Here is a 20800-nt window from a genome sequence, read left to right as displayed (position 1 = left end):
TGTTAACACCCACCAATCGGGGCAGAGGGGGACGGCGGGCCACCTGCGGCCCCGGATATCAGTCCAGTGCCGTCCAGATTTCGGCGGCCAGCGCCTCCAGTTCCTCCACGCCCTTCGACTTCGGGTCCGTTTCTGCCAACGTCAGGCCATCCATCAGGGATCCCGCGAACCCGATACGGTTGCCCAGGCTTTCGGCCGCCACTGGAACGCCCAGTTCCGCCGCCTTCGCCGCCACCGCATCAAGTAGCCTGCCCCGCGCTGGTACGCGATTCATCACCAGCATCACAGGCCGCTTTTCCACCCGCGCCAGATCCAGTGTGGGGCGCGTGGCCCAGAGGTCCATGGGGCTTGGCTGTACCGGCACCACCACCAGGGCGGCGGTACGCACGGCGATGCGCGCGTCCGTTTCAGCATGGGGCGGGCTGTCGATCACCACCACGTCATGGGTCTTGGCCAGCCGCTCCACCTCCCGCTGCGTGCGCCAGCCGGATATCTGCAGGTGCGTGATGCCCGTGGCATCGGCGCCCAGGGTCGCTTCCCGTTGCGCGTACCAGTAGGACAGGCTGCCCTGCGGATCGATATCGACCAGGGCGGCGGATTTGCCGGCCCGCGCCCAGGTGACGGCCAGATGGATGGCCAGCGTCGTCTTGCCCGCCCCGCCCTTCTGCTGCGCGATGGTGATGACCCGCCCCGCCATATCCTGCCCCTTGCCGCCCTTTGTTCTGAACGCCAGTGTGCCCACATGAACGACGGGCGGCAAGCGCCGCACCGCAGCATGAGGCAGATCGATGACCAGCACGCCATGGCCCAACCATCTTCCTATCACCCGCGTACGCATCGCGCGGCCCACGGACCGGCTGAAGGAGGTCACCGCCTTCTACCGCGATGTGATCGGTCTGTCGGTGATCGGCGGCTGGGTGGATGACGGCACCCATGCCGGCTATGACGGGGTGCTGATCGGCCTTCCCGGCTGGGACACGCATCTGGAATTCACCCAGCATAAGGATGGCAGCCCCTGCGCCGCGCCCTCGCGCGACAATCTGCTGGTGCTCTATGTCGATAGCCGCGACGACCTTCTGTCCGTGTCGGCCTCCATACAGGCGCGGGGTGGCGTTCCGGTAGGGCCGGAAAACCCCTATTGGCTAAACCGGGCGGTCTGTTTCGAGGACCCGGATGGCTGGGGCATCGTCTTCTCGCTGAAGCCGGGTGTGGAATGACGCAGCCGGGCTTTGCGTGGAAAGCCCGTGATCGGGCCGCCCGCCACCGTTATCGTGGCGGGTGAGATTTTCAGGACCGATCCCGTGCCCCACGATCATTGCTGCGACGACCCCAGTCACCATCACCATGAGGTGCCGGCCCCGCCGCCGCATCCCGACCGACCGCGTGTACTGCCGCCGGGGCCGGATGCCTATGCGCAGGCGTCCGAGGTGCTGGCAGCGGGTGGACTGGTCGCCATGCCGACGGAGACGGTTTACGGGCTTGCTGGCGACGCCGGCAATGATGCGGCAGTGGCCGCCGTCTTCGCCGCCAAGGGTCGACCCAGCTTCAACCCGCTGATCGTGCATGTCGCCGATGAGACAGCGGCGGCGACTTTGGTCCATATCGATGACCGCGCCGCCCGCGCCATGGAGATGTGGTGGCCCGGTCCCCTGACCCTGGTCCTGCCGCGCCGCACCGATGCGGCGTTGTCGTTGCTGGTCTCCGCTGGGCTGGACACGGTGGCGGTACGCAGCCCCGCCCATCCGGTCGCCCGCGCCCTGATCCAGGCGTCGGGTCGTCCCCTGGCCGCCCCATCGGCCAATGTCTCGGGCCATGTTAGCCCGACAACCCCCATGCATGTGGTGGAGGAGTTTCCCGAGGGTGGTGGCGCCCGGCTGAAACTGATCCTGGCTGGGGGGCGCTGCTCCATCGGTGTCGAATCGACCGTCCTGGACCTGACGGGTGAACGCCCGCTGCTGCTACGTCCCGGTTCGGTGACGCGGGAAGAGCTGGAAAACGTGCTGGGTCCCGTCGATCTGGCCACGGCGGCGGACGGGGTGAAGGCACCCGGCATGATGACCAGCCATTATGCGCCGGGCCTGCCCGTGCGGCTGGACGCGACGACCGTACGGGATGATGAGGCGCTGTTGGCTTTCGGACCGGACCAGTTCCTGCGCGGCGGAGCTGTACGTATGAACCTGTCCAACAATGGCGACCTGACGGAGGCGGCTTCCAACCTGTTCGCCATGTTGCGCGCCCTGGACCGGCCCGGCCTGTCGGGCATCGCCGTCATGCCGGTCCCCGACAAGGGGCTTGGCATGGCCATCAATGACCGTCTCCGCCGTGCGGCTGCACCCAGGACCTGAGATGAGCACCGACCTGCTTTCCGCCCTGGCCGATCTGATCGGCCCCGCTCATGTCCTGACCGGCACCGACATGGCGCCCTATGCCTTCGACTGGCGCCAGCGGGAGGAAAGCCACCCCGTGGCCGTCCTGCGCCCCGGATCAACGGCAGAAGTGGCCGCCATCGTGCGGCTCTGCGCCGAGGCCCGAGTGCCCATCGTGCCGCAGGGGGGCAATACCGGGCTAGTCGGCGGAACCATCGCCGAGAAGGGAACAGGCGCCGTCCTGCTGAACCTGGGCCGCCTGAACCGCATCCGCACCCTGGATGCCACCGATTATACGATGATTGCGGAAGCCGGCTGCGTCCTGGCCGATATCCAGGCGGCGGCACAGGCGGCGGACCGCTATTTCCCGCTGTCGCTGGGGGCGGAAGGGACCTGCATGCTGGGCGGCAACCTGTCCAGCAATGCCGGCGGCATCCTGACCCTGCGCTATGGCAATGCTCGCGATCTGGTCCTGGGCCTGGAGGTGGTGCTGCCCGATGGGCGGGTCTGGAACGGGTTGCGGACCCTGCGCAAGGACAATAGCGGTTACGACCTGAAGCACCTGTTCTTAGGCGCCGAAGGTACCCTGGGGATCATCACTGCCGCCTCGGTGAAGCTCTTCCCGCGCCCGCGCCAGGTCGAAACCGCCCTGGTGGCCGTGCCCAGCCCGGCCGCCGCCGTCGCCCTGCTGGGACTGGCCCGCACCGGCACAGGCGACAGCCTGTCGGCCTTCGAACTGATGCCGCGTTTTGCCTTTGATGGATCGCGGGAAATCCTGGGCCGTGACCAGGACCCTCTATCGGCCCCCTCGCCCTGGTATGTGCTGCTGGAGGCCAGCAGCGGCATGGCGGGGCCGGCTTTGCGCGGTCAGGTGGAGGCGGTGCTGGAGACGGCGCTGGATCAGGGGCTGGTCACCGATGCCATCTTCGCCGACAGCATGGAACAGCAACGCAAACTCTGGCTGATCCGCGAGAGCCTGCCGGAGATCGGGCGCAAGATCGGCGGAGCGGTCCATACTGACGTGTCCGTGCCGGTCAGCCGCATCCCCGACTTCCTTGCCGCCACCATCGCCGCCGTCACCGCCTATATGCCCGGCATCCGGCCCTACCCGTTCGGCCATGCCGGCGACGGCAATATCCACTTCAATATCGGCCGCCCGGTGGATATGGAGGGCGCCGCCTATCTGGCACACGCCCATGCCATCAGCGACATCGTCCATGAACAGGTCCTGGCCCATGGCGGCAGCATCAGCGCCGAACATGGCATCGGCAATCACAAGGCCGAAGAACTGGCCCGCATCAAGAACCCGGTGGAACTGGACCTGATGCGGAAGATGAAGGCGATGCTGGACCCGGACGGGATTATGAATCCGGGAAAGGTGTTGGTGCGTTAGTCTCCGCCAACCACTCCCCCGCCTGTGCCCGCCCATGCGCCTTGAGCGCCAGCAGATAGTCCATATCGATGCGCAGACCGTTCAGGTCGCCCAAGGTCGGGTCCTGCGGGTCAATGGATAGAAGGTCTAGCTGTTCCGGCCCCTCCCCGCGCTTCAGCACCTCGCGTACCAACTCCATCTCCGCCTCCAGCGGCCGGGAAAAGGTGATCTGGTTCAGACGGTCGCGAATCGCCGCCGCTGTGCGCGGCGTGTCATCGGTACAGTTGGCCATGGCCTGCACCACCAGCAACCTTCCCACAGAAGGTCCGTTCAGCAGGGCGCGGATGGGCGGGTTCAGGGTGTAGCCGCCATCCCAGTAATCCTCGCTATCAATCTCCACGGCTTGATGCAGGGTCGGCAGGGTCGTGGAGGCCAACAGCTGTTCGACGCCGATCTCCCCATTGCCGAACAGGCGCGGCTGTCCGTCGCGCACCCGGGTGGCGGAAATCAGCAACGCGGGGGCGGTAGGCAGGGTGAGGTTCGCGAAATCCACCTCCTCCACCAGGATCGACCGCAGCGGGTTGAACCCCAGCGGGTTCAGGGCGTAGGGCGAAAACAGCCGGGTCGCCATGGCAAAGGCGGCGCTGTTCACCGCTTGGGTGATGCCATTACTGGCCCAGGTCGGGCAGAAGCCCAGAGCGCCGACCCCACATTCCCCCACCCGCCGCCAGACACGGTCCAGCGCATCGCGCGCGCCCGGCGCCCCACCCTTTGCCCAGCCGCTGGCGAAGGCCACCGCATTGACCGCACCGGCGGAGGCACCGGACAGGCGGACAGGTGCGAATCCAGGTTCATCCAGCAACCGGTCCAGCACGCCCCAGGTAAAGGCCCCCAAGGAGCCACCACCCTGCAGTGCCAGCGCCGTGCCCGCGGGCTTATTCGATGGCTTTGGGGCCGCCATCGGCGACTGGGCACGGCCCAGCCGACGCATGATCTGCTTCAGTACCATGTCGGCCCCTCATGTTGCGGTGCCACATCATACCCCGGAATGGTTCCGCCGCCGACCCTTGAAGCAATCCTCACGACACACCACGTCACAAGACAGGCGACGCCACGGATGCCCATGTTGGGGTCCGCGAGGGCGCGCCGATGACCAAGGGGCATCGCTTCGTGAAGGAGGATCGCGCCATGACGACCCAGCAGACCCAGACCCAACAGGTACCCAATCCCATCCCGGCCCTGATACGCACCGCCTTTAACGCTGCGGGCCAGCGCGCCAGCGGCCAAGCCGACCGGACCGCCGCCGCCATTGCCGCCCTGCGCAAGCTGCGCCGCGTGCTTCTGGAACAGGCCGGCACCAACGCCGCCCTGACGGTGGTGGATGGCCCCGCCAGCGGTTTCATCATGGAGCGCAACATGCGCGCGCTGGCCAGCACGGGCGTGGCGCCAGAGCAGATGCCCCTGCCCCCGATCCTGGCCATGGCCGGACCGGCGGCCAGCCTGATGCTGGATGCGGTCGAAAATGGCCTGATCCTGCATCGCTTCCTGCCGGGCAACACCGCCCTGATGCAGATGGTGCCCGAACTGATGGGGTGCTTGTGCGAGACGCTTGGGGGCACGCCGGATGCGGGCCGGCTGCTGGATATCCTGCGCGACGGTATGGACGAGGATGAACCCCGTCTGGCCATCGAAGCCCCGGTATCGCAGCGGCTGCATTGACAGCAAAAGGGGGGCTTCTCGCCCCCCTTGATCACGCCGCCAGACGCGCCGTTTCGGCCTTCTGATGCATGCGCTTATAGGCGAACTTGGCCGCCCAATTGTGCAGCCAGGTATGCGGCTTCAGGCCCGACGCCTTGAACACCATGCCAACCATGCGATCAACATGGTGGGGCCGGTAGAAGGAATAGGCGAGGCTGGTATACTCGGCATTATTCTCGACGCGCTCATAGGGGCGGGTCCAGTAATTCGCGGCGTAGAAGGCGTAGGACAGCTCGTCGTCCTCCGTCTCATTGATGCGCGACAGGCAGACCATCAGGCGCTGCACCCGGTTCAGCTTCTCTGATTCCAGGTAGCGCTTCAGATGGTCATAGAACAGCTTGTAATGGCGCAGCTCGTCGGCGGCGATATGCTTGCAGATTTGCTTGAAGACGGGTTCTTCCGTCGCCTCGGCCAGGGCCGTGTAATAGCTGGACGTGCCCGTCTCCACGATGCAGCGCGCGACCAGTTCACCGGCGCGGCTGCCGCGCTTGCTCTCCATGGCATCGATGTCGATCTGGTACCCGTCGCGGAAGCGCTTCACTGCTGCCTGGAAATCCCAGGAGGGATCGATGCGCGACGCCCAGGTGCCCAGGGCCTCGCCATGCTGCACCTCCTCAATGGCCCATTGCCGGACCACGTCGCAGAAGACGGGGTCCTCGCGGAAGACATTGCACAGATAGTCGGCATAGATATGGCCGTTATATTCGACCAGGGCCGCCGCCTTGGCCAGCTTCAGCATGTCGGGTGACGCTTTGGCTTGGTCCAGCTTGTCCCAGGGCAGGCCCTCGATGGTCCAATGCGAATTCGCCATGACGATATTCATCCACTTCGCTGCTGAAAGCGCGCCGGCCATGGGGCCTGCGCGGTTGCTGACAGATGGGCCGGGTTGCCTGAAAAAGCAACGGGGGCGCAAGGCGCCCCCGTGATAATCGCTCGCATCACCCCGGAAACGTGACACATATGTGACGCGGTTCCGGGTGCCGATCAAGCCGCTTAGTGCACCGTACCGGACTGGGCGTCCAGCTTGGCCTGCACGATGGCGACCTTGCCTTCCAGCGTGTGGCGCTCCCCGTCCGACTTAGCATCCGCCAGGTCTTCGGACAGGTCAGCCAGCTGCTTCTCCAGGGCGGCGCGGTCCAGGCCACGGACGGCGTCCAGATCGGACGCTTCCTCAGCCAGGATGGTGACGCGGGCACCGGTGATCTCGCAGAATCCACCCGCTACGAAAATGCGCTGGGTGATCGTCGCCATGTCATTGGCATAGATGTCGATGATGCCCGGCTTCACCGTGACGATCATCGGGGCATGGCCCGGCAGGACGCCCAGGAAGCCCTCGGCCCCCGGCACCACCACCATATGCACCGGCTGCGACACCAGCAGCTTTTCCGGCGACACCAGCTCGAATTCAACCTTGTCGGCCATGGCTTGAAACCCTAGCAAAACGCGTCAAGGAGGGGTCGCCCCCTCCCGTGCACCTGCCCCTGCTACCGGCATAGCCGACGGCAGGGGCGGGAGCGGAACTTAGGCGGCCTCGGCCATCTTGCGGGCCTTTTCCACGGCCTGCTCGATGGTGCCGACCATGTAGAAGGCGGCTTCCGGCAGGTGGTCGTAGTCGCCGTTCACGATACCCTTGAAGCCCTTGATGGTGTCTTCCAGAGCCACGAGAACGCCCGGCGTGCCGGTGAACACTTCGGCCACATGGAACGGCTGGGACAGGAAGCGCTGAATCTTGCGGGCACGGGCCACGACCAGCTTGTCCTCTTCCGACAGTTCGTCCATGCCCAGGATCGCGATGATGTCCTGCAGGGCCTTGTACTGCTGCAACACCTGCTGAACCTTGCGGGCGGTGTTGTAGTGTTCTTCACCGACGATGCGGGGATCCAGGGCGCGCGACGTCGAGTCCAGCGGGTCCACGGCCGGGAAGATGGCCATTTCAGCGATGGAGCGCGACAGCACGGTCGTGGCGTCCAGGTGGGCGAACGACGTGGCCGGGGCCGGGTCGGTCAAGTCGTCGGCGGGCACGTAAATGGCCTGCACGGACGTGATCGAGCCCTTCTTGGTCGAGGTAATGCGCTCCTGCAGGCCGCCCATGTCGGTGGAGAGCGTGGGCTGGTAACCCACGGCCGACGGGATACGGCCCAGCAGTGCCGACATTTCGGCGCCCGCCTGGGTGAAGCGGAAGATGTTGTCCACGAAGAACAGCACGTCCTGGCCTTCTTCATCGCGGAAATATTCGGCGATGGTCAGGCCGGACAGGGCGACGCGGGCGCGGGCACCCGGCGGCTCGTTCATCTGACCATACACCAGGGCCACCTTGGAGCCCGGGCCGTCGGTCTTGATAACGCCAGCGTCGATCATTTCGTGGTACAGGTCGTTACCTTCGCGGGTACGCTCACCCACGCCGGCGAACACCGACATACCACCATGCGCCTTGGCGACGTTGTTGATCAGTTCCTGAATGGTCACGGTCTTGCCCACGCCGGCGCCGCCGAACAGGCCGATCTTACCGCCCTTCAGGTACGGGGCCAGCAGGTCGATGACCTTGATGCCGGTGATCAGCAGGGCGGCGTCGGTCGCCTGCTCAACGAACTCCGGAGCGTCACGGTGGATCGGCAGGACCTTGTCGTTGCCGACCGGGCCGCGCTCGTCGATCGGCTCGCCGATGACGTTCAGGATGCGGCCCAGGGTGGCCGGACCGACGGGCATCAGGATCGAGTTGCCGGTATCCACCACCTCGGCGCCACGGACCAGACCGTCGGTCGTGTCCATGGCGATGGTGCGGACGGTGTTCTCGCCCAGATGCTGCGCGACTTCCAGAACCAGGGTCTTGCCCTCGTTCTGGGTGGTCAGCGCGTTCAGGATCGGCGGCAGTTCGCCGTTGAACTGCACGTCCACGACGGCACCAAGAACCTGTGTGATGCGGCCGACCGCGTTGCTGTTGTTAGCCATGGGGTAAGCTCCCTCGGAACCTTGACTTCGTCGTGAATGCGGGTGGGTTTACAACGCTTCCGCGCCAGAAATGATTTCGATCAGTTCCTTCGTGATCGAAGCCTGGCGGGTGCGGTTGTAGACCAGCGTGTACTTCTTGATCATCTCGCCGGCGTTGCGCGTGGCATTGTCCATGGCGGTCATCTGCGAGCCGAAGAACGACGCGGCGCTCTCCAACAAGGCGGAATAGACCTGGATGGCCAGATTGCGCGGCAGCAGATCGGCCAGGATGGCCTCTTCGCTCGGCTCGAACTCGTAAACGGCGCCGGCTTCGACCGGGGCGTCACCCGCTTCGGGAGCCGCGAACGGCACCACCTGCTGGAAGGTGACGATCTGGGTCATCGCCGACTTGAACTTGTTGTAGACGATCGTGGCGACGTCGAACTGACCGGCGTCGAACAGCTCCAGGATCTTCGCGGTCACCATGTCGGCATCGGCGAAGGAGAGCTTCTTCTTGCCCACTTCCTCGAACGTCGCGACGATCAGCGAGGGAAACTCGCGACGCAGCAGATCGCGGCCCTTGCGGCCCACGGTCAGCAGCTTCACGGTCTTGCCCTCGGCCTGGAGGCGCAGGATGGCGCGCTTGGTGTCGCGCACTACGGAGCTGGTGAAACCGCCCGCCAGACCACGGTCAGCCGTCATCACCACCAGCAGGTGGGTCTGATCGCTGCCCGTCCCGGTCATCAGGCGGGGGCCACCGGGACCGCCGGCCACGTTGGCAGCCAGCGAAGCCAGCATCCGGCCCATGCGTTCAGCATAGGGCCGGCCCGCTTCAGCCTGCTCCTGGGCGCGGCGCAGCTTGCTGGCCGCGACCATCTTCATGGCCGACGTGATCTTTTGCGTCGACTTGACGCTGGCGATCCGGTTTCGGATGTCCTTCAAGCTCGGCATGACAGCCCTATGCTCTCAATGAGGCCCCTTACGGGACTTGGATCAGGCGAAAACCTTGACGAAACCTTCGAGGAAAGCCTTCAGCTTTTCTTCGGTTTCCTTGGAAATCGCCTTCTCATTGCGGATCGCGGCCAGGATGTCGGCGCCCTTCGCCCGGATTTCATCCAGGAAGCGAGCCTCGAACCGGTTCACGTCGTTGGTCGGGATCTTGTCCAGATAGCCCTTCACGCCGGCGAAGATCGACACGACCTGCTCTTCCACGGGCATCGGCTTGAACTGGGGCTGCTTCAGCAGCTCCGTCAGGCGCGCACCGCGGCTCAGCAGACGCTGGGTCGTGGCATCCAGATCGGAAGCGAACTGCGCGAAGGCAGCCATTTCACGATACTGGGCCAGTTCCAGCTTGATGGTGCCGGCAACCTGCTTCATCGCCTTGATCTGTGCGGCGGAGCCCACGCGGGACACCGACAGACCGACGTTGATGGCGGGACGGATGCCGCGATAGAACAGGCCCGTTTCCAGGAAGATCTGGCCGTCGGTGATCGAAATCACGTTCGTCGGGATGTAGGCGGAAACGTCACCGGCCTGGGTCTCGATGACCGGCAGTGCCGTCAGCGAACCATTGCCATTAGCGTCGTTCAGCTTGGCGGCGCGTTCCAGCAGACGGCTGTGCAGATAGAACACGTCGCCGGGATAGGCTTCGCGGCCCGGCGGACGGCGCAGCAGCAGCGACATCTGACGGTAGGCAACGGCCTGCTTGGACAGATCGTCATAAACGATCAGGGCATGCATGCCATTGTCGCGGAAGAACTCGCCCATGGCCGCACCCGTGTAGGGGGCCAGGAACTGCAGCGGCGCCGGCTCGGAAGCGGTGGCGGCCACGACGATGGAATATTCCAGCGCGCCGTTCTCTTCCAGGGTCTTCACGATCTGCGCAACGGTGGAGCGCTTCTGGCCCACGGCGACGTAGATGCAGTACAGCTTCTTGGACTCGTCGTCGCCCTTGTTGATGCCCTTCTGATTGATGAAGGTATCCAGGGCAATGGCGGTCTTGCCGGTCTGACGGTCACCGATGATCAACTCGCGCTGGCCACGGCCGACCGGCACCAGAGCGTCAATCGCCTTCAGGCCAGTCTGCATCGGCTCATGCACCGACTTACGCGGAATGATGCCGGGGGCCTTCACTTCCACGCGCTGACGGGTCACGTCGGTCAGCGGGCCCTTGCCGTCGATCGGGTTGCCCAGACCGTCGACAACGCGGCCCAGCAGGCCACGGCCCACCGGCACCTCAACGATGGCGCCGGTACGCTTGACGACGTCGCCTTCCTTGATGGCACGGTCGGAACCGAAAATCACCACACCGACATTGTCGGTTTCGAGGTTCAGGGCCATGCCCTTGACCCCGCCGGGGAATTCAACCATCTCGCCGGCCTGGACCTTGTCCAGGCCATGGATACGGGCCACGCCGTCACCGATGGACAGCACCTGGCCCACTTCGGCGACATCGGCTTCGGTGCCGAAGTTCGCGATCTGCTGCTTCAGGATCGCGGAAATCTCAGCGGCGCGGATTTCCATTATCCAACCCCTTTCATGGCGAGTTTCAGCTTATTGAGCTTGGTACGCACGGAGCTATCCACCATGCGGGAACCGATTTTGACGATCATGCCGCCGATCAGCGAGGGATCAACCCACACATCCAACTTGACGTTGGAACCTTCGCCCTTGTTCAGGGCGGCGGCCAGGGCAGTCCACTGCGCATCCGTCAGCGGACGAGCAACGGTGACGCGCGCCGTGCTTTCGCCACGGCGGCGGGCCAGTTCGGCCAGATACCCGTCGATCATGCCCGGCAACGCGAAGAGGCGGCGATTACGCGCCACCAGCCCCACGAATTTGCGCACGAGTTCCCCGATGCCAGCCGCAGCCAGGACGGCTTCCATAGCGCGCTCCTGTTCGTTGCGGGCGAGCAGCGGGCTGCCGATCAAGCGGCGGAGGTCCGCGCTTTCAGCGAGCAGAGCCTTGATGGACGTCAGATCCTGGGCCGTCTGGTCCAGGGCCTGCTGCCCATCCGCGAGATCGAACAGAGCGCTCGCATAGCGCGAGGCGAGTTCGGAGACGCCAGTCCCTTCGGTTGCCACTGGTAACCTCGGTTAAAGTCCGTGGACCTGAATAATTTCAGGACGTTAGCAATGATCGGCCATCCCGGAGGAGAACCCACCGGTGTCGAGCGAGCGAGCATGTAACACAGCCATAGCCCCTACGCAACAGCGCGCCTGTGGATTGGGGGTATGCGGTTTTGCACCGCTTCCCTTGGATTTGGCCAGCAACCGCGCCGCTTTACGACCTTCGTCGCATCATTACGCTGTGCAGTTGCGAAATGGCATTTTCCCAGCAGGCGGCTAACCTGACCTTTCGCATGCCCTATGCTTTTGGACTGCCACGGATTAAGGCCGCATTAAGGGTGAGGGAGCAGGCTGGCCCCAGGTGCGGAGATACCCGTGCCACCAAAGTCCGAGGCCATGCCCATGTGCGTCATTCTGCCCTTTGCCCGCCAGCGCTTCACCCCCATGGACATGGTCGCCTGGAAGTCCATCCTGGCCGATCGGCGCCGCCGTGGGCTATGGCAGCGGACCGAAAGGTCCAGCACCCGCGAGCGCGACTGGATTCTGGTCTGGCTGCCGGGCCTGAAGGACCCCAGCCTGCGGCTGGAGCGCGATGCCCAGGGCACCTACCGCCTGTCCTTCCATGATGGCAAAGGCTGGTTCCAGTTCCGCCAGGGGCCGGAGATCATTGACTGTCTGGCCCATGTGGAGCCGACGGACCGCGAGGACCGGGCAAAGCGCAGGGCGGATTAATCTTCCCCACCCACCACGCGCAGACGGCCTTTCCATATAGATATGTCGACGGGCAGGCGGGCGACGGTGTCGCCATCGCCTTGCACCGGTTCGGCCACCGGCCCCTCGATCCGGGCAGCGATGGCCGGCAGGATCAGGACGTCCGACCGTCCGGGCAACAGACCCAGGGTCATCGCGCCGGCATAGATCAGGGCCGCCAGCCGCCCCGGCCGTGTGAACAGCACCGCGTGCAGCAGCGGTTGCTCCAGCCGCACGTCGGGGGCCAGCACAAAGGTTCCGGCATAGAAATGACCCTTGCACAGGATACAGCTGACGGCCCTATGCCGGCTGATTCCACCATCAGGCGCCGTTAGCACCACATCATAATCCAGCGCCGGCCCCGCCAGAATCTCCCGCAGACCACCCAGCGCGTAGGCGCCCTTGCCGATCCGCCGCTTCACGGTCGGGTCGATACCTGCGACCACACGGGCATCCATCCCCACCCCGGCCATCATGGTGAACAGCCGGCCATTGGCAATGCCGGCATGAATCGTACGGGCCGGCCCCAAGGCCAGTTGTCTCCCGATTCGCGCCGCCGATCCCGTCAGGCCCAGTTCGTGGGCCAGGACATTGGCGGTGCCCAGCGGCACCACACCCAGCGGCGGCAGGTCGGACAGGCCAGAGGCCGCCATGCCGTTCACCACCTCATTGATGGTGCCGTCCCCGCCGGCGGCCACAATGACATCGGCAGTGCCGGACCGGGCCAGATCGCGGGCGATGGATGTTGCATGGCCCGCCGCATCCGTCGTGTGCAGTGACACTACGGCCCCGGCATCAGTGGCGGAAGCCATCACCTGCTCCACCAGCCCTGGCCGGCGGCGACCGGCGACGGGATTGAAGATGATCGCCACCTGACGATCCAGGCCATGTGACATTTACAGTACATCTCCATGAAGGAACGATGAAGTAGCAATGTAATATCAATGACAGTCAGGAGAAGTTTTTACGCACACAGCAGAAATATCCATTAGTCAGACTGACAATACACCAGATGAAGCGGTATAGAACGGCGCAATCCGCTATGGCTAGTCTTTAATTCATAGTGGACGATTGGTGGTTGGGTTGACCGGCGATGGGGGAACATATGCTGGGCGACGGGGACGTGCTGCGCTATCGCGCCATCTGGCTGTCGGACATCCATTTGGGGACACGTGGATGTCAGGCCGACATGCTGTTGGATTTCCTGAAACATACCGAATCCGATGTCTTGTACCTGGTCGGCGATATCGTCGATGGCTGGCGGCTGAAGAAAAGCTGGTACTGGCCGCAGGCGCATAATGATGTGGTGCAGAAAATCCTGCGCCGCGCACGCAAGGGCGCCCAGGTCTTCATGATACCGGGCAATCATGACGAGGCGTTTCGAGACTATATCGGCCTGCAATTCGGTGGCGTGACCATCCTGGAAGACACCATCCACACGGCGGCTGACGGCAAGCGCTATCTGGTCATCCACGGTGACCAATTCGATGCCGTTGTGCGCTACGCCAAGTGGTTGGCCTTCGTGGGGGACACGGCCTACACGTTCCTGCTCTGGCTCAACACCCTGTTGAACAAGGCGCGGCGAAAGCTGGGTTTCCCTTACTGGTCACTGTCCGCCTATCTGAAGCACAAGACCAAGAAGGCCGTTGAATTCATCGGCGATTATGAGACCGCCCTGACCGACGAGGCACGCCGGCGGCAGGTGGACGGGGTCATCTGCGGCCATATCCACCATGCCGAAATGCGGGACATGGATGGCGTGCTTTACGTGAATGATGGGGATTGGGTCGAATCATGCACCGCACTGGTGGAACATCCCGATGGACGGCTGGAGATCCTGCGCTGGGCGGATATTGTCGCCGCCCGGCAGGCGGTGAAGGCAGCAGCGTGAAGCTGCTGATCGTCACGGATGCCTGGCATCCGCAGGTCAATGGCGTCGTACGCACCTTGACGACGACGCAGGCCGAACTGGAACGACTGGGCCATAAGGTGGAGGTGATCGCACCCGACCGGTTCCGCACCATCCCCATGCCGACATATCCTGAAATCCGCCTGGCGCTGGCGCCAGGCCGACGGGTGCGGCGGATGATCGAGGAGGCGCAGCCCGACGCCATCCATATCGCAACCGAAGGCCCGCTTGGATTCGCGGCCCGGCGTTACTGCCTGAAACACAAGCTGCCCTTCACCACCGCCTATCACACGCGGTTCCCCGAATATGTGCGCGACCGGGCGCCGGTGCCGCTGTCGCTCTCCTACGCCTTTATCCGCCGGTTCCATGCGCCGGCCCATTCGGTGATGGTGGCAACGGCCAGCATTGAGGCTGATTTGGAAAGGCGCGGCTTCACCAATATCCGCCGCTGGTCGCGCGGCGTGGATACAGAGCTTTTCCGGCCCCGCGACAAGGACCTGTTTGCTCACCTGCCGCGCCCGGTTTTCATCTCCGTCGGCCGGGTGGCGGTGGAGAAGAATATCGAGGCGTTCCTGTCGCTGGAGCTGCCCGGCAGTAAGGTCGTCGTGGGCGACGGGCCGCAACTGGCGGAACTGAAAGCCAATTACCCCGGCGTCACCTTCGTGGGCGCCAAACATGGCGAAGACCTGGCCCGGCATTACGCCGCCGCCGACGTTTTTGCCTTCCCGTCGCGCACCGACACGTTTGGTCTGGTGCTGCTAGAAGCACTGGCTTCAGGGTTGCCGGTGGCGGCCTTCCCTGTGCCGGGACCACTGGATGTGATCGGTGACAGCCCGGCGGGGGTACTGAGCGAGGATCTGCGGGCAGCCTGCTTACAGGCTGTGAGCATCGACCCGACGATCTGCCGTGACCATGCGCTGGGCTTCTCCTGGCAATCCTGCGCACAGCAGTTCCTGGCCAACCTGCGACCGTTTACGGCGGAGGGGCTGGCAGATCAGGTTGCTTAAGGGGAACGGCAGCATTGCCCCCTCAATCCTCTTCCTTTACCCGCTCCATATCCGCCCCGCAGGCGGCCAGCTTGGCCTCCACCCGCTCATAGCCGCGATCCAGGTGGTAGATGCGGTTGACGGTGGTTTCGCCCTGGGCCGCCAGACCCGCCAGCACCAGGGAGACCGATGCGCGCAGGTCGGTCGCCATCACCGGCGCCCCCGTCAGCTTCGGCACGCCGCGCACCAGGGCGGACGAGCCGTGTACGGTGATGTTGGCGCCCATGCGGGTCAGTTCCGGGACATGCATGAAGCGATTCTCGAAGATCGTCTCAGTGATCATCGACGCCCCCTTGGCCACGCACATCAGGGCCATCATTTGCGCCTGCAGGTCGGTGGGGAAGCCGGGGAACGGCTCCGTCATCACATCCACGCCCAGCAGATCGCCATTGGAAGCGACCAGCAGGCCGTTGGCGGTCTCCGATACCTTCACATTGGCGCCAGCCAGCGTCTTCACGACCGATTTCAGGTCGTCCATACGCGCGCCGACCAGTTCCAGTTCCCCGCCGGTGATGGCGGCGGCCATCGCGAAGGTGCCGGCCTCGATCCGGTCGGGCAGCACGGCATAGGTGGCGCCATGCAGCCGGTCCTTGCCCTTGATCACCAGACGGTCGGACCCGATCCCTTCGATCTCCGCACCCATGGCGATCAGGCAGCGGGCGAGATCACCGATCTCCGGCTCCCGCGCGGCGTTCATCAGGATGGTTTCACCCTTGGCCAGGGTGGCGGCCATCATCAGGTTTTCGGTGGCACCCACCGACACCTGCGGGAAAACGAATTCCGCGCCGACCAGCCCGCCTTCCGGCGCCTTGGCAAGGATATAGCCACCTTCGATATCGATCTGCGCGCCCATGGCCTGCAGACCCTTGATATGCAGATCGACGGGGCGCGTGCCGATGGCGCAACCGCCGGGCAGCGACACCTTGGCCTGACCGAACCGGGCCAGCAACGGACCCAGCACCAGCACCGAGGCGCGCATCTTGCGCACCAGATCGTACGGGGCGGTCAGGTTGAAGATGTCAGCTGCATCCAGTTCCACCGACCGGCCGGAGGACCCAAACGCATCGCGGCCATTGATATGCACCTCCACCCCGTGCTGGGCCAGCAGGCGGTTCATGGTGGTGATGTCGGCCAGCAGCGGCAGATTGGTCAGCGTCAGCTTCTCATCCGTCAGAAGGCAGGCCGCCTGCAATGGCAGGGCCGCGTTCTTGGCACCGGAAATAGTAATCTGGCCCTTCAGCGGGTTGCCGCCGCGGATGCGAAGCTTGTCCATGGAATGTTCGTTTCGTCAGAAGAGGTATTTGGATGCGCGGCCCGAACCATGGGCCGCGATGATGGCGGATCAGGGGCAGATGATCACAGCCGCGCCAGGGTGACGCCGCGCTGCTTCATATATTTGCCGGCCCGGTCGGCATAGCTGACCTCGCATGGGCTGGCGCCCTGGAAGAACAGGAACTGGCACAGTCCCTCGTTGGCGTAGACCTTGGCCGGCAACGGCGTGGTGTTGGAAATTTCCAGCGTCACATGCCCTTCCCATTCCGGCTCCAGCGGCGTGACATTCACGATCAGGCCGCAGCGGGCATAGGTGGACTTGCCCAGGCAAACGACAAGCACGTCGCGCGGGATGCGGAAATACTCCACAGTCCGGGCCAACACGAAGCTGTTGGGCGGGATGACGCAGACATCGGTCTCGCGATCGACAAAACTGGTGGCGTCGAACTTCTTGGGATCGACCACAGCATTATCGATATTGGTGAAGATCTTGAATTCCGGGGCGACGCGCGCGTCATAGCCGTAGGAGGAGAGGCCGTAGGAGATCACGCCCTCGCGCTTCTGCGCCTCCACGAACGGCTCGATCATGCCGTGCCTGGTGGCCTGTTCGCGTATCCAGCTGTCGGGCATAATCGGCATGTTGGTCCCCCAGTTCCCCAGAATGCAGCACCACCCATCCAAGGTCTGGCGCGCAAGACCTTGTAGCCCAGCCCTATCGCCCACTCAAGCCGTGGTGTCGGGCATCTGTCCTTCGGCTGGGTCGGGTCCCAGCGCGCGTTCCATGGCCTCCTGCGCCTCACGCGCTCTGTCCTGATCCTTGCGGCGGCGCAGATTATCCCGCAGCGCCTGCGCCAGACGGTCCTTGCGCTCATCCTTTTTTGGCGGTGTGCTGGTCATGGTCCTGTATCCCTGGGGCACAAATGGCTGGATTGCTGGTCTTTTCGCACTTGCACGTCAAGTATGCGGAAAAAATCGACAGGTCCGGGATTTTTTTGCTTGCGGTCCGGGGGTTGGAGTGGCACATAGCCGCCCACCGCAGCGGCAACGACGCAGCGGTGTTGCGGATGAAGGCGCTGCCATAGCTCAGTCGGTAGAGCGCGTCCTTGGTAAGGACGAGGTCGCTGGTTCGATTCCAGTTGGCAGCACCATCCCCGCTCAAAACAAAAACCCGCCCGCCTTCACTGGTGCGGCGGGTTTTGTTTTTGGGCTTTCGTCTGTTCCCTCAGGCGCCGGGCGGGCGCATCCGCGCCCTTGGCTTGACTTGGCTTGACAGCGCACGTGCCGCGCGGCGGCGGTCGCCGCCGTTACAGCCTCCCGACTGGCCGCATCAGTGATCCGACCCCTGCAGGATCTGGCGGCGCATCCCCGTCTCATATTCCAGCCCCTCCCGCGTCAGGGTCACCGACATCGGGAAATTGCCGATGATCAGGCCCTTGCGTTCCAGCACCGTCCAGGGCGCGATGTTGCGCAGGCCGGTGGCGTCCTGGGCATAGACCAGCCAGGGACCAAGGTGGAAATGGTTGCCATGGCTGGTGAAAGGCAGTTCCATCACCTCCACCGCCCCATCGCCGACGGGGCGGGTGATGTCCTCAAACTCCGCCAGGGCCTGGAACAGGGTCAGGGTCTTCAACTGCAACGGATTCAGGTTCAGCGGGTTCTTCTTGGCGGCCATATGGCGCAACTCCGGTCTAAGATCACTTGGCGCAGGTTGAAGCCCGTTTGTGAGGCATCGTCAAGCGCGCCCGTGTCGGCTATGAAGAAGTGGCACCCCTTTCGACGGATGTCGCCTGTATGCCGCACCTTTCCCGCCGCACCACGCCCGCTGCCCTGGCCCTGTCGCTGACCCTGCTCACCGCCCTGCCGGCCCTGGCCGACCTGCAGGCAGGCCGCATCGCCTTTTCCGCCGGTGATTTCGCCACTGCCTTCAAGGAATTCAACGCCGTGGCAGAAACCGGCGACAGTTCAGGTCAGTATCTGGCCGGCGAGATGCTGATCCAGGGGCGCGGGGTGACAAAGGATGTGCGGCGCGGCATGACCTTGCTGGAGGCATCCGCCCGCAACGGACATGTCGGGGCGCAGAGCATGGTGGGAGCGCTTTATGCCTTTGGGCAGGACATGCCCGCCGACTATGCCAAGGCCCTCAGCTTTCTGCGGCCCGCCGCACAGGCCGGCGACGTGCATGCCCAGAATAATCTGGCCGCCCTGACCTATTTCGGGCTTGGAACACCGCGCGACATCGTCGACGCCCTGCACTGGGCCAAGCGCGCCTCATCCAAGCGGCTGGTCGCGGCGATCAAGCTGGAGCAGGAGATCGAATCGCAGGCGACACCGGAGCAGGTCAAGGCAGCGGTCGAGCGGATGACGCAGCCCCTGTCGCCGCCGGCACCCGTGCCCGGCCCCGCGCCAACGGCACAGGTCGCCGCAGCGCCTAAACCCGCCGCAGCGCCGCCCAGCAAGCCGGAAGCGAAGCCCGTGGCGACAGCAGCGGCGACACCGGCCCGTACGGCCCCGACAAAGCCTGAACCGGCGCCGGCGCCCGTCTCGCCACCACCACCCCCTCCCCCGCCCACCACGGCTGCCCCCGCAGCGGCACCAACACCTGCCGCGTCGGCACCCGCCAACATTGCCGATGCTGCGCCCATGGCCCCCAACACCGTCCCCATCTCCCGTCCGGCCCCAAAGCCGGCAGCAGCGGCACCCGCGCCGGCACCACCACCGGCCACGGCACCCGTGGCTGCCCCGGTGGCGGGCGGCTGGGTTATCCAGGTCGGGTCCCTGCCATCGCGGGAAGAGGCGGAGAAACATTGGAAGGTCATCGCCGCCAAACAATCGGGCCTGTTGGGCGGTCGGCAGCCCAGCATGGTTCAGGCCGATCTGGGGGCCAAGGGCATCTACACCCGCGTCTTCCTGACAGGCTTTGCCGATCAGGCATCGGCAGCGGGGCTGTGCAGTAGGCTGAAAGCCGCCGGTACGGATTGTCTGGTCAAGAAGGGTCCTTGATCCGGCCCGCCAGGGTCACCAGGGCGCCCGCGAACAGCATGCCGCAGATCAACCAGGCCTGCCACGCGCCATAGGCGAAGCATTGGGTGAAGATGACGGCCCCGAACAGGGCCAGGGCCATGGGCCGGATGGCTGGGTCCAGCCGCGTCAGCCGGCGCAGGATGGCCAGCAGCAGCAGCCCCACCAGGGCAGCCCCAATCCAGCCCAACTCCAGGCGCACCTGCTGAAACACATTATGGGGGTGCACGGGCAGGATGGGCACCGGCCCCACGCCCGGCAGGATGAAGGCCCCGCCCGTGCCCGGTACCGCACGTGACCCTTCCAGCCCGTAACCGATCCAAGGATGGTCGCCCAGGCGCCCGGCCACGAAATCCCAGGTCAGGATGCGGTGGCGGAAACTCAATGGCATCCAATCCGCATCGGCCAATCCCACCTGCTTCATCCAGATGGCGATAGGGCCGCACAAGGTCAGGCCGGCCACGATCCCCACAGCCAGCAGGCCCGCCGTTACCCGCCAGGAGAGGCACGCCAGGCCCAGCAGGATCACAAGGCCCAGCAGGGCCGCCACCGAGGACTGGCTGGTGCTGTCGGCCACAAGCAGCAGCGGCAGGGCCAACGCCACCGCCGCCAGCCGGCGATGCCCCAGACGCCATAGCAACAGGGCCACCGGCCCCGCCATCAGTGCCAGCAGCAGGGAAGCCCGGTTGAGGTCGCGTTCAAAATCCAGCGCTTCCTTGCCGGACCCGGCGAACAGATGTTGGATCGGCTGGTCGAACAGCAGTTCGATCGCTAACAGCATTGCTCCCACCGCCACCGCAGGCAGAAGCCAGTGGGCAATCCGCCGGGCAGCACCATCGGACAGGGAGGGCAGCAGCGACAGAAGGCAAAGGCCGGGTATCCAGATATAGAGAAACCCGGCCCAGGCCGTGATCCCCTTGCCGCCACCCCCGGTCCAGAACAAGCTGGCGCCGGACCAGACCAGGAAAAGGCCCAGGGCCACCACCACAAACCGGTCGGGCCGTGGATAGTGGCGCCGCCAGACCGACAGGCCGGTGAACAGGACGGCCAGCGCCGTCACCCCGGGCGCCAACGCCAGCGGGATCAGCGGCACGAAGACCGCCATGATCAGAACGCCGAAAAGGATGAAGATCGAAGTGAAGGCCGGGTCCTGCCCGTCCTGTGCCATCGCCATGATGCGCCGTCCCTGCCCAAAGTCCGCAGCGCCCCTTACACAACTGCATAAACCGGCTTCCGGCAGAAGCGAAGTGCAATCCGCTCTACGAATTGCCGCACCCATGCCTATATGGTGGGCCTCACTGCCAACCGTTCCC

The 20800-nt window shown here is 64.8% G+C and carries 22 protein-coding genes and 1 tRNA gene; 9 read left to right on the top strand and 14 right to left on the bottom strand.

Going from position 1 to position 20800, the window contains the following annotated elements; genetic code table 11:
- Positions 1-58: 58 nt before the first annotated feature.
- Positions 59-697, bottom strand: a complete 639-nt coding sequence (gene parA / locus C0V82_RS00675; protein WP_102110687.1) for a ParA family partition ATPase — start codon at positions 695-697, stop codon at positions 59-61.
- Between the two features lie 91 nt (positions 698-788).
- On the opposite strand from parA, the gene C0V82_RS00670 reads away from it, so the two are divergent.
- The 3 genes from C0V82_RS00670 to C0V82_RS00660 all read left to right on the top strand — a co-directional run bounded on the left by C0V82_RS00670 (position 789) and on the right by C0V82_RS00660 (position 3759).
- Positions 789-1217, top strand: coding sequence for a VOC family protein (locus C0V82_RS00670; protein ID WP_102110686.1), 429 nt, complete (start codon positions 789-791; stop codon positions 1215-1217).
- 171 nt (positions 1218-1388) lie between these two features.
- Positions 1389-2345 carry an L-threonylcarbamoyladenylate synthase gene (locus tag C0V82_RS00665; RefSeq protein WP_102113143.1) on the top strand — a complete coding sequence of 319 codons (957 nt, stop codon included), beginning with the start codon at positions 1389-1391 and terminating at the stop codon, positions 2343-2345.
- A gap of 1 nt (position 2346) precedes the next feature.
- On the top strand, positions 2347-3759 hold the full coding sequence (locus C0V82_RS00660) for an FAD-binding oxidoreductase (protein ID WP_102110685.1): 1413 nt from the start codon (positions 2347-2349) through the stop codon (positions 3757-3759).
- Here C0V82_RS00660 and C0V82_RS00655 read toward each other — a convergent pair.
- Positions 3728-4747, bottom strand: a complete 1020-nt coding sequence (locus tag C0V82_RS00655; protein ID WP_102110684.1) for a patatin-like phospholipase family protein — start codon at positions 4745-4747, stop codon at positions 3728-3730. The genes C0V82_RS00660 and C0V82_RS00655 overlap by 32 nt on opposite strands.
- A 140-nt stretch (positions 4748-4887) precedes the next feature.
- On the opposite strand from C0V82_RS00655, the gene C0V82_RS00650 reads away from it, so the two are divergent.
- Positions 4888-5457 (top strand): hypothetical protein, encoded by a 570-nt coding sequence (locus C0V82_RS00650; RefSeq protein WP_102110683.1) that lies wholly within the window; start codon positions 4888-4890, stop codon positions 5455-5457.
- 31 nt (positions 5458-5488) lie between these two features.
- Here the strand turns inward: C0V82_RS00650 and C0V82_RS00645 are convergent, their stop codons facing one another.
- The 6 genes from C0V82_RS00645 to C0V82_RS00620 all read right to left on the bottom strand — a co-directional run bounded on the left by C0V82_RS00645 (position 5489) and on the right by C0V82_RS00620 (position 11507).
- Positions 5489-6307: an acyl-ACP desaturase gene (locus tag C0V82_RS00645; RefSeq protein ID WP_102113142.1), complete on the bottom strand. Its 819-nt coding sequence runs from the start codon at positions 6305-6307 to the stop codon at positions 5489-5491.
- Between the two features lie 182 nt (positions 6308-6489).
- Positions 6490-6918 carry an ATP synthase F1 subunit epsilon gene (atpC, locus tag C0V82_RS00640; RefSeq protein WP_102110682.1) on the bottom strand — a complete coding sequence of 143 codons (429 nt, stop codon included), beginning with the start codon at positions 6916-6918 and terminating at the stop codon, positions 6490-6492.
- 99 nt (positions 6919-7017) lie between these two features.
- The gene (atpD, locus tag C0V82_RS00635; protein WP_102110681.1) at positions 7018-8445 is read right to left on the bottom strand and encodes a F0F1 ATP synthase subunit beta; all 1428 of its coding nucleotides are present in this window, start codon (positions 8443-8445) and stop codon (positions 7018-7020) included.
- A 48-nt stretch (positions 8446-8493) separates the two neighbouring features.
- Positions 8494-9375: a F0F1 ATP synthase subunit gamma gene (locus C0V82_RS00630; protein ID WP_102110680.1), complete on the bottom strand. Its 882-nt coding sequence runs from the start codon at positions 9373-9375 to the stop codon at positions 8494-8496.
- Positions 9376-9417: 42 nt separating this feature from the next.
- Positions 9418-10947, bottom strand: a complete 1530-nt coding sequence (atpA, locus tag C0V82_RS00625; protein WP_102110679.1) for a F0F1 ATP synthase subunit alpha — start codon at positions 10945-10947, stop codon at positions 9418-9420.
- On the bottom strand, positions 10947-11507 hold the full coding sequence (locus C0V82_RS00620; protein WP_102110678.1) for a F0F1 ATP synthase subunit delta: 561 nt from the start codon (positions 11505-11507) through the stop codon (positions 10947-10949). The genes atpA and C0V82_RS00620 overlap by 1 nt, the downstream gene beginning before the upstream one ends.
- Positions 11508-11867: 360 nt before the next feature.
- Here C0V82_RS00620 and C0V82_RS00615 point away from each other — a divergent pair, with 360 nt between their 5' ends.
- Entirely contained in the window at positions 11868-12224 is a 357-nt protein-coding gene (locus tag C0V82_RS00615; protein ID WP_158659635.1) for a hypothetical protein, read from the top strand.
- On the opposite strand, the gene C0V82_RS00610 is transcribed toward C0V82_RS00615, so the two are convergent.
- On the bottom strand, positions 12221-13138 hold the full coding sequence (locus C0V82_RS00610; RefSeq protein ID WP_102110676.1) for a diacylglycerol/lipid kinase family protein: 918 nt from the start codon (positions 13136-13138) through the stop codon (positions 12221-12223). The two genes, C0V82_RS00615 and C0V82_RS00610, sit on opposite strands and share 4 nt — an antisense overlap.
- Positions 13139-13335: 197 nt before the next feature.
- Here C0V82_RS00610 and C0V82_RS00605 point away from each other — a divergent pair, with 197 nt between their 5' ends.
- Positions 13336-14133: a UDP-2,3-diacylglucosamine diphosphatase gene (locus C0V82_RS00605; protein ID WP_245924114.1), complete on the top strand. Its 798-nt coding sequence runs from the start codon at positions 13336-13338 to the stop codon at positions 14131-14133.
- Positions 14130-15158 (top strand): glycosyltransferase family 4 protein, encoded by a 1029-nt coding sequence (locus C0V82_RS00600; RefSeq protein ID WP_102110675.1) that lies wholly within the window; start codon positions 14130-14132, stop codon positions 15156-15158. The genes C0V82_RS00605 and C0V82_RS00600 overlap by 4 nt, the downstream gene beginning before the upstream one ends.
- A gap of 22 nt (positions 15159-15180) precedes the next feature.
- Here the strand turns inward: C0V82_RS00600 and murA are convergent, their stop codons facing one another.
- The 3 genes from murA to C0V82_RS27220 form a co-directional block, all read right to left on the bottom strand.
- Positions 15181-16470, bottom strand: a complete 1290-nt coding sequence (gene murA / locus C0V82_RS00595) for a UDP-N-acetylglucosamine 1-carboxyvinyltransferase (RefSeq protein WP_102110674.1) — start codon at positions 16468-16470, stop codon at positions 15181-15183.
- 83 nt (positions 16471-16553) lie between these two features.
- Complete coding sequence (dcd, locus tag C0V82_RS00590; RefSeq protein WP_102110673.1) at positions 16554-17108, bottom strand: dCTP deaminase; 555 nt, start codon at positions 17106-17108, stop codon at positions 16554-16556.
- Positions 17109-17192: 84 nt separating this feature from the next.
- Positions 17193-17366 (bottom strand): hypothetical protein, encoded by a 174-nt coding sequence (locus tag C0V82_RS27220; RefSeq protein WP_188595103.1) that lies wholly within the window; start codon positions 17364-17366, stop codon positions 17193-17195.
- Positions 17367-17541: 175 nt separating this feature from the next.
- Between C0V82_RS27220 and C0V82_RS00585 the strand changes: the two genes are divergently transcribed.
- Positions 17542-17617: transfer RNA gene (locus tag C0V82_RS00585), tRNA-Thr, on the top strand.
- Between the two features lie 179 nt (positions 17618-17796).
- Here the strand turns inward: C0V82_RS00585 and C0V82_RS00580 are convergent.
- The gene (locus tag C0V82_RS00580) at positions 17797-18141 is read right to left on the bottom strand and encodes a hypothetical protein (protein WP_054170298.1); all 345 of its coding nucleotides are present in this window, start codon (positions 18139-18141) and stop codon (positions 17797-17799) included.
- Positions 18142-18260: 119 nt separating this feature from the next.
- Here C0V82_RS00580 and C0V82_RS00575 point away from each other — a divergent pair, with 119 nt between their 5' ends.
- The gene (locus tag C0V82_RS00575) at positions 18261-19469 is read left to right on the top strand and encodes an SPOR domain-containing protein (RefSeq protein ID WP_102110672.1); all 1209 of its coding nucleotides are present in this window, start codon (positions 18261-18263) and stop codon (positions 19467-19469) included.
- Here the strand turns inward: C0V82_RS00575 and C0V82_RS00570 are convergent.
- Positions 19453-20661 carry an O-antigen ligase family protein gene (locus tag C0V82_RS00570; protein ID WP_158659634.1) on the bottom strand — a complete coding sequence of 403 codons (1209 nt, stop codon included), beginning with the start codon at positions 20659-20661 and terminating at the stop codon, positions 19453-19455. The two genes, C0V82_RS00575 and C0V82_RS00570, sit on opposite strands and share 17 nt — an antisense overlap.
- Positions 20662-20800 lie beyond the last annotated feature (139 nt).

It is taken from the genome of Niveispirillum cyanobacteriorum (assembly GCF_002868735.1).
GTDB classification, from domain to species: domain Bacteria; phylum Pseudomonadota; class Alphaproteobacteria; order Azospirillales; family Azospirillaceae; genus Niveispirillum; species Niveispirillum cyanobacteriorum.
The sequence above is the reverse complement of the archived record's forward strand: the minus strand, read 5'-3'. Positions and strand labels throughout refer to the sequence as shown.

What these genes read in the sequence shown, in the direction of transcription:
- C0V82_RS00570 (WP_158659634.1), bottom strand. Translation starts at nt 20,661, where the DNA reads ATGGCGATGGCACAGGACGGGCAGGACCCGGCCTTCACTTCGATCTTC.
- murA (WP_102110674.1), bottom strand. Translation starts at nt 16,470, where the DNA reads ATGGACAAGCTTCGCATCCGCGGCGGCAACCCGCTGAAGGGCCAGATT.
- C0V82_RS00655 (WP_102110684.1), bottom strand. Translation starts at nt 4,747, where the DNA reads ATGGTACTGAAGCAGATCATGCGTCGGCTGGGCCGTGCCCAGTCGCCG.
- C0V82_RS00650 (WP_102110683.1), top strand. Translation starts at nt 4,888, where the DNA reads ATGACCAAGGGGCATCGCTTCGTGAAGGAGGATCGCGCCATGACGACC.
- C0V82_RS00660 (WP_102110685.1), top strand. Translation starts at nt 2,347, where the DNA reads ATGAGCACCGACCTGCTTTCCGCCCTGGCCGATCTGATCGGCCCCGCT.
- C0V82_RS00630 (WP_102110680.1), bottom strand. Translation starts at nt 9,375, where the DNA reads ATGCCGAGCTTGAAGGACATCCGAAACCGGATCGCCAGCGTCAAGTCG.
- C0V82_RS00580 (WP_054170298.1), bottom strand. Translation starts at nt 18,141, where the DNA reads ATGGCCGCCAAGAAGAACCCGCTGAACCTGAATCCGTTGCAGTTGAAG.
- C0V82_RS00610 (WP_102110676.1), bottom strand. Translation starts at nt 13,138, where the DNA reads ATGTCACATGGCCTGGATCGTCAGGTGGCGATCATCTTCAATCCCGTC.
- atpA (WP_102110679.1), bottom strand. Translation starts at nt 10,947, where the DNA reads ATGGAAATCCGCGCCGCTGAGATTTCCGCGATCCTGAAGCAGCAGATC.
- C0V82_RS00670 (WP_102110686.1), top strand. Translation starts at nt 789, where the DNA reads ATGACCAGCACGCCATGGCCCAACCATCTTCCTATCACCCGCGTACGC.
- parA (WP_102110687.1), bottom strand. Translation starts at nt 697, where the DNA reads ATGGCGGGGCGGGTCATCACCATCGCGCAGCAGAAGGGCGGGGCGGGC.
- dcd (WP_102110673.1), bottom strand. Translation starts at nt 17,108, where the DNA reads ATGCCGATTATGCCCGACAGCTGGATACGCGAACAGGCCACCAGGCAC.
- C0V82_RS00575 (WP_102110672.1), top strand. Translation starts at nt 18,261, where the DNA reads ATGCCGCACCTTTCCCGCCGCACCACGCCCGCTGCCCTGGCCCTGTCG.
- C0V82_RS27220 (WP_188595103.1), bottom strand. Translation starts at nt 17,366, where the DNA reads ATGACCAGCACACCGCCAAAAAAGGATGAGCGCAAGGACCGTCTGGCG.
- atpD (WP_102110681.1), bottom strand. Translation starts at nt 8,445, where the DNA reads ATGGCTAACAACAGCAACGCGGTCGGCCGCATCACACAGGTTCTTGGT.
- atpC (WP_102110682.1), bottom strand. Translation starts at nt 6,918, where the DNA reads ATGGCCGACAAGGTTGAATTCGAGCTGGTGTCGCCGGAAAAGCTGCTG.
- C0V82_RS00605 (WP_245924114.1), top strand. Translation starts at nt 13,336, where the DNA reads ATGGGGGAACATATGCTGGGCGACGGGGACGTGCTGCGCTATCGCGCC.
- C0V82_RS00645 (WP_102113142.1), bottom strand. Translation starts at nt 6,307, where the DNA reads ATGGCGAATTCGCATTGGACCATCGAGGGCCTGCCCTGGGACAAGCTG.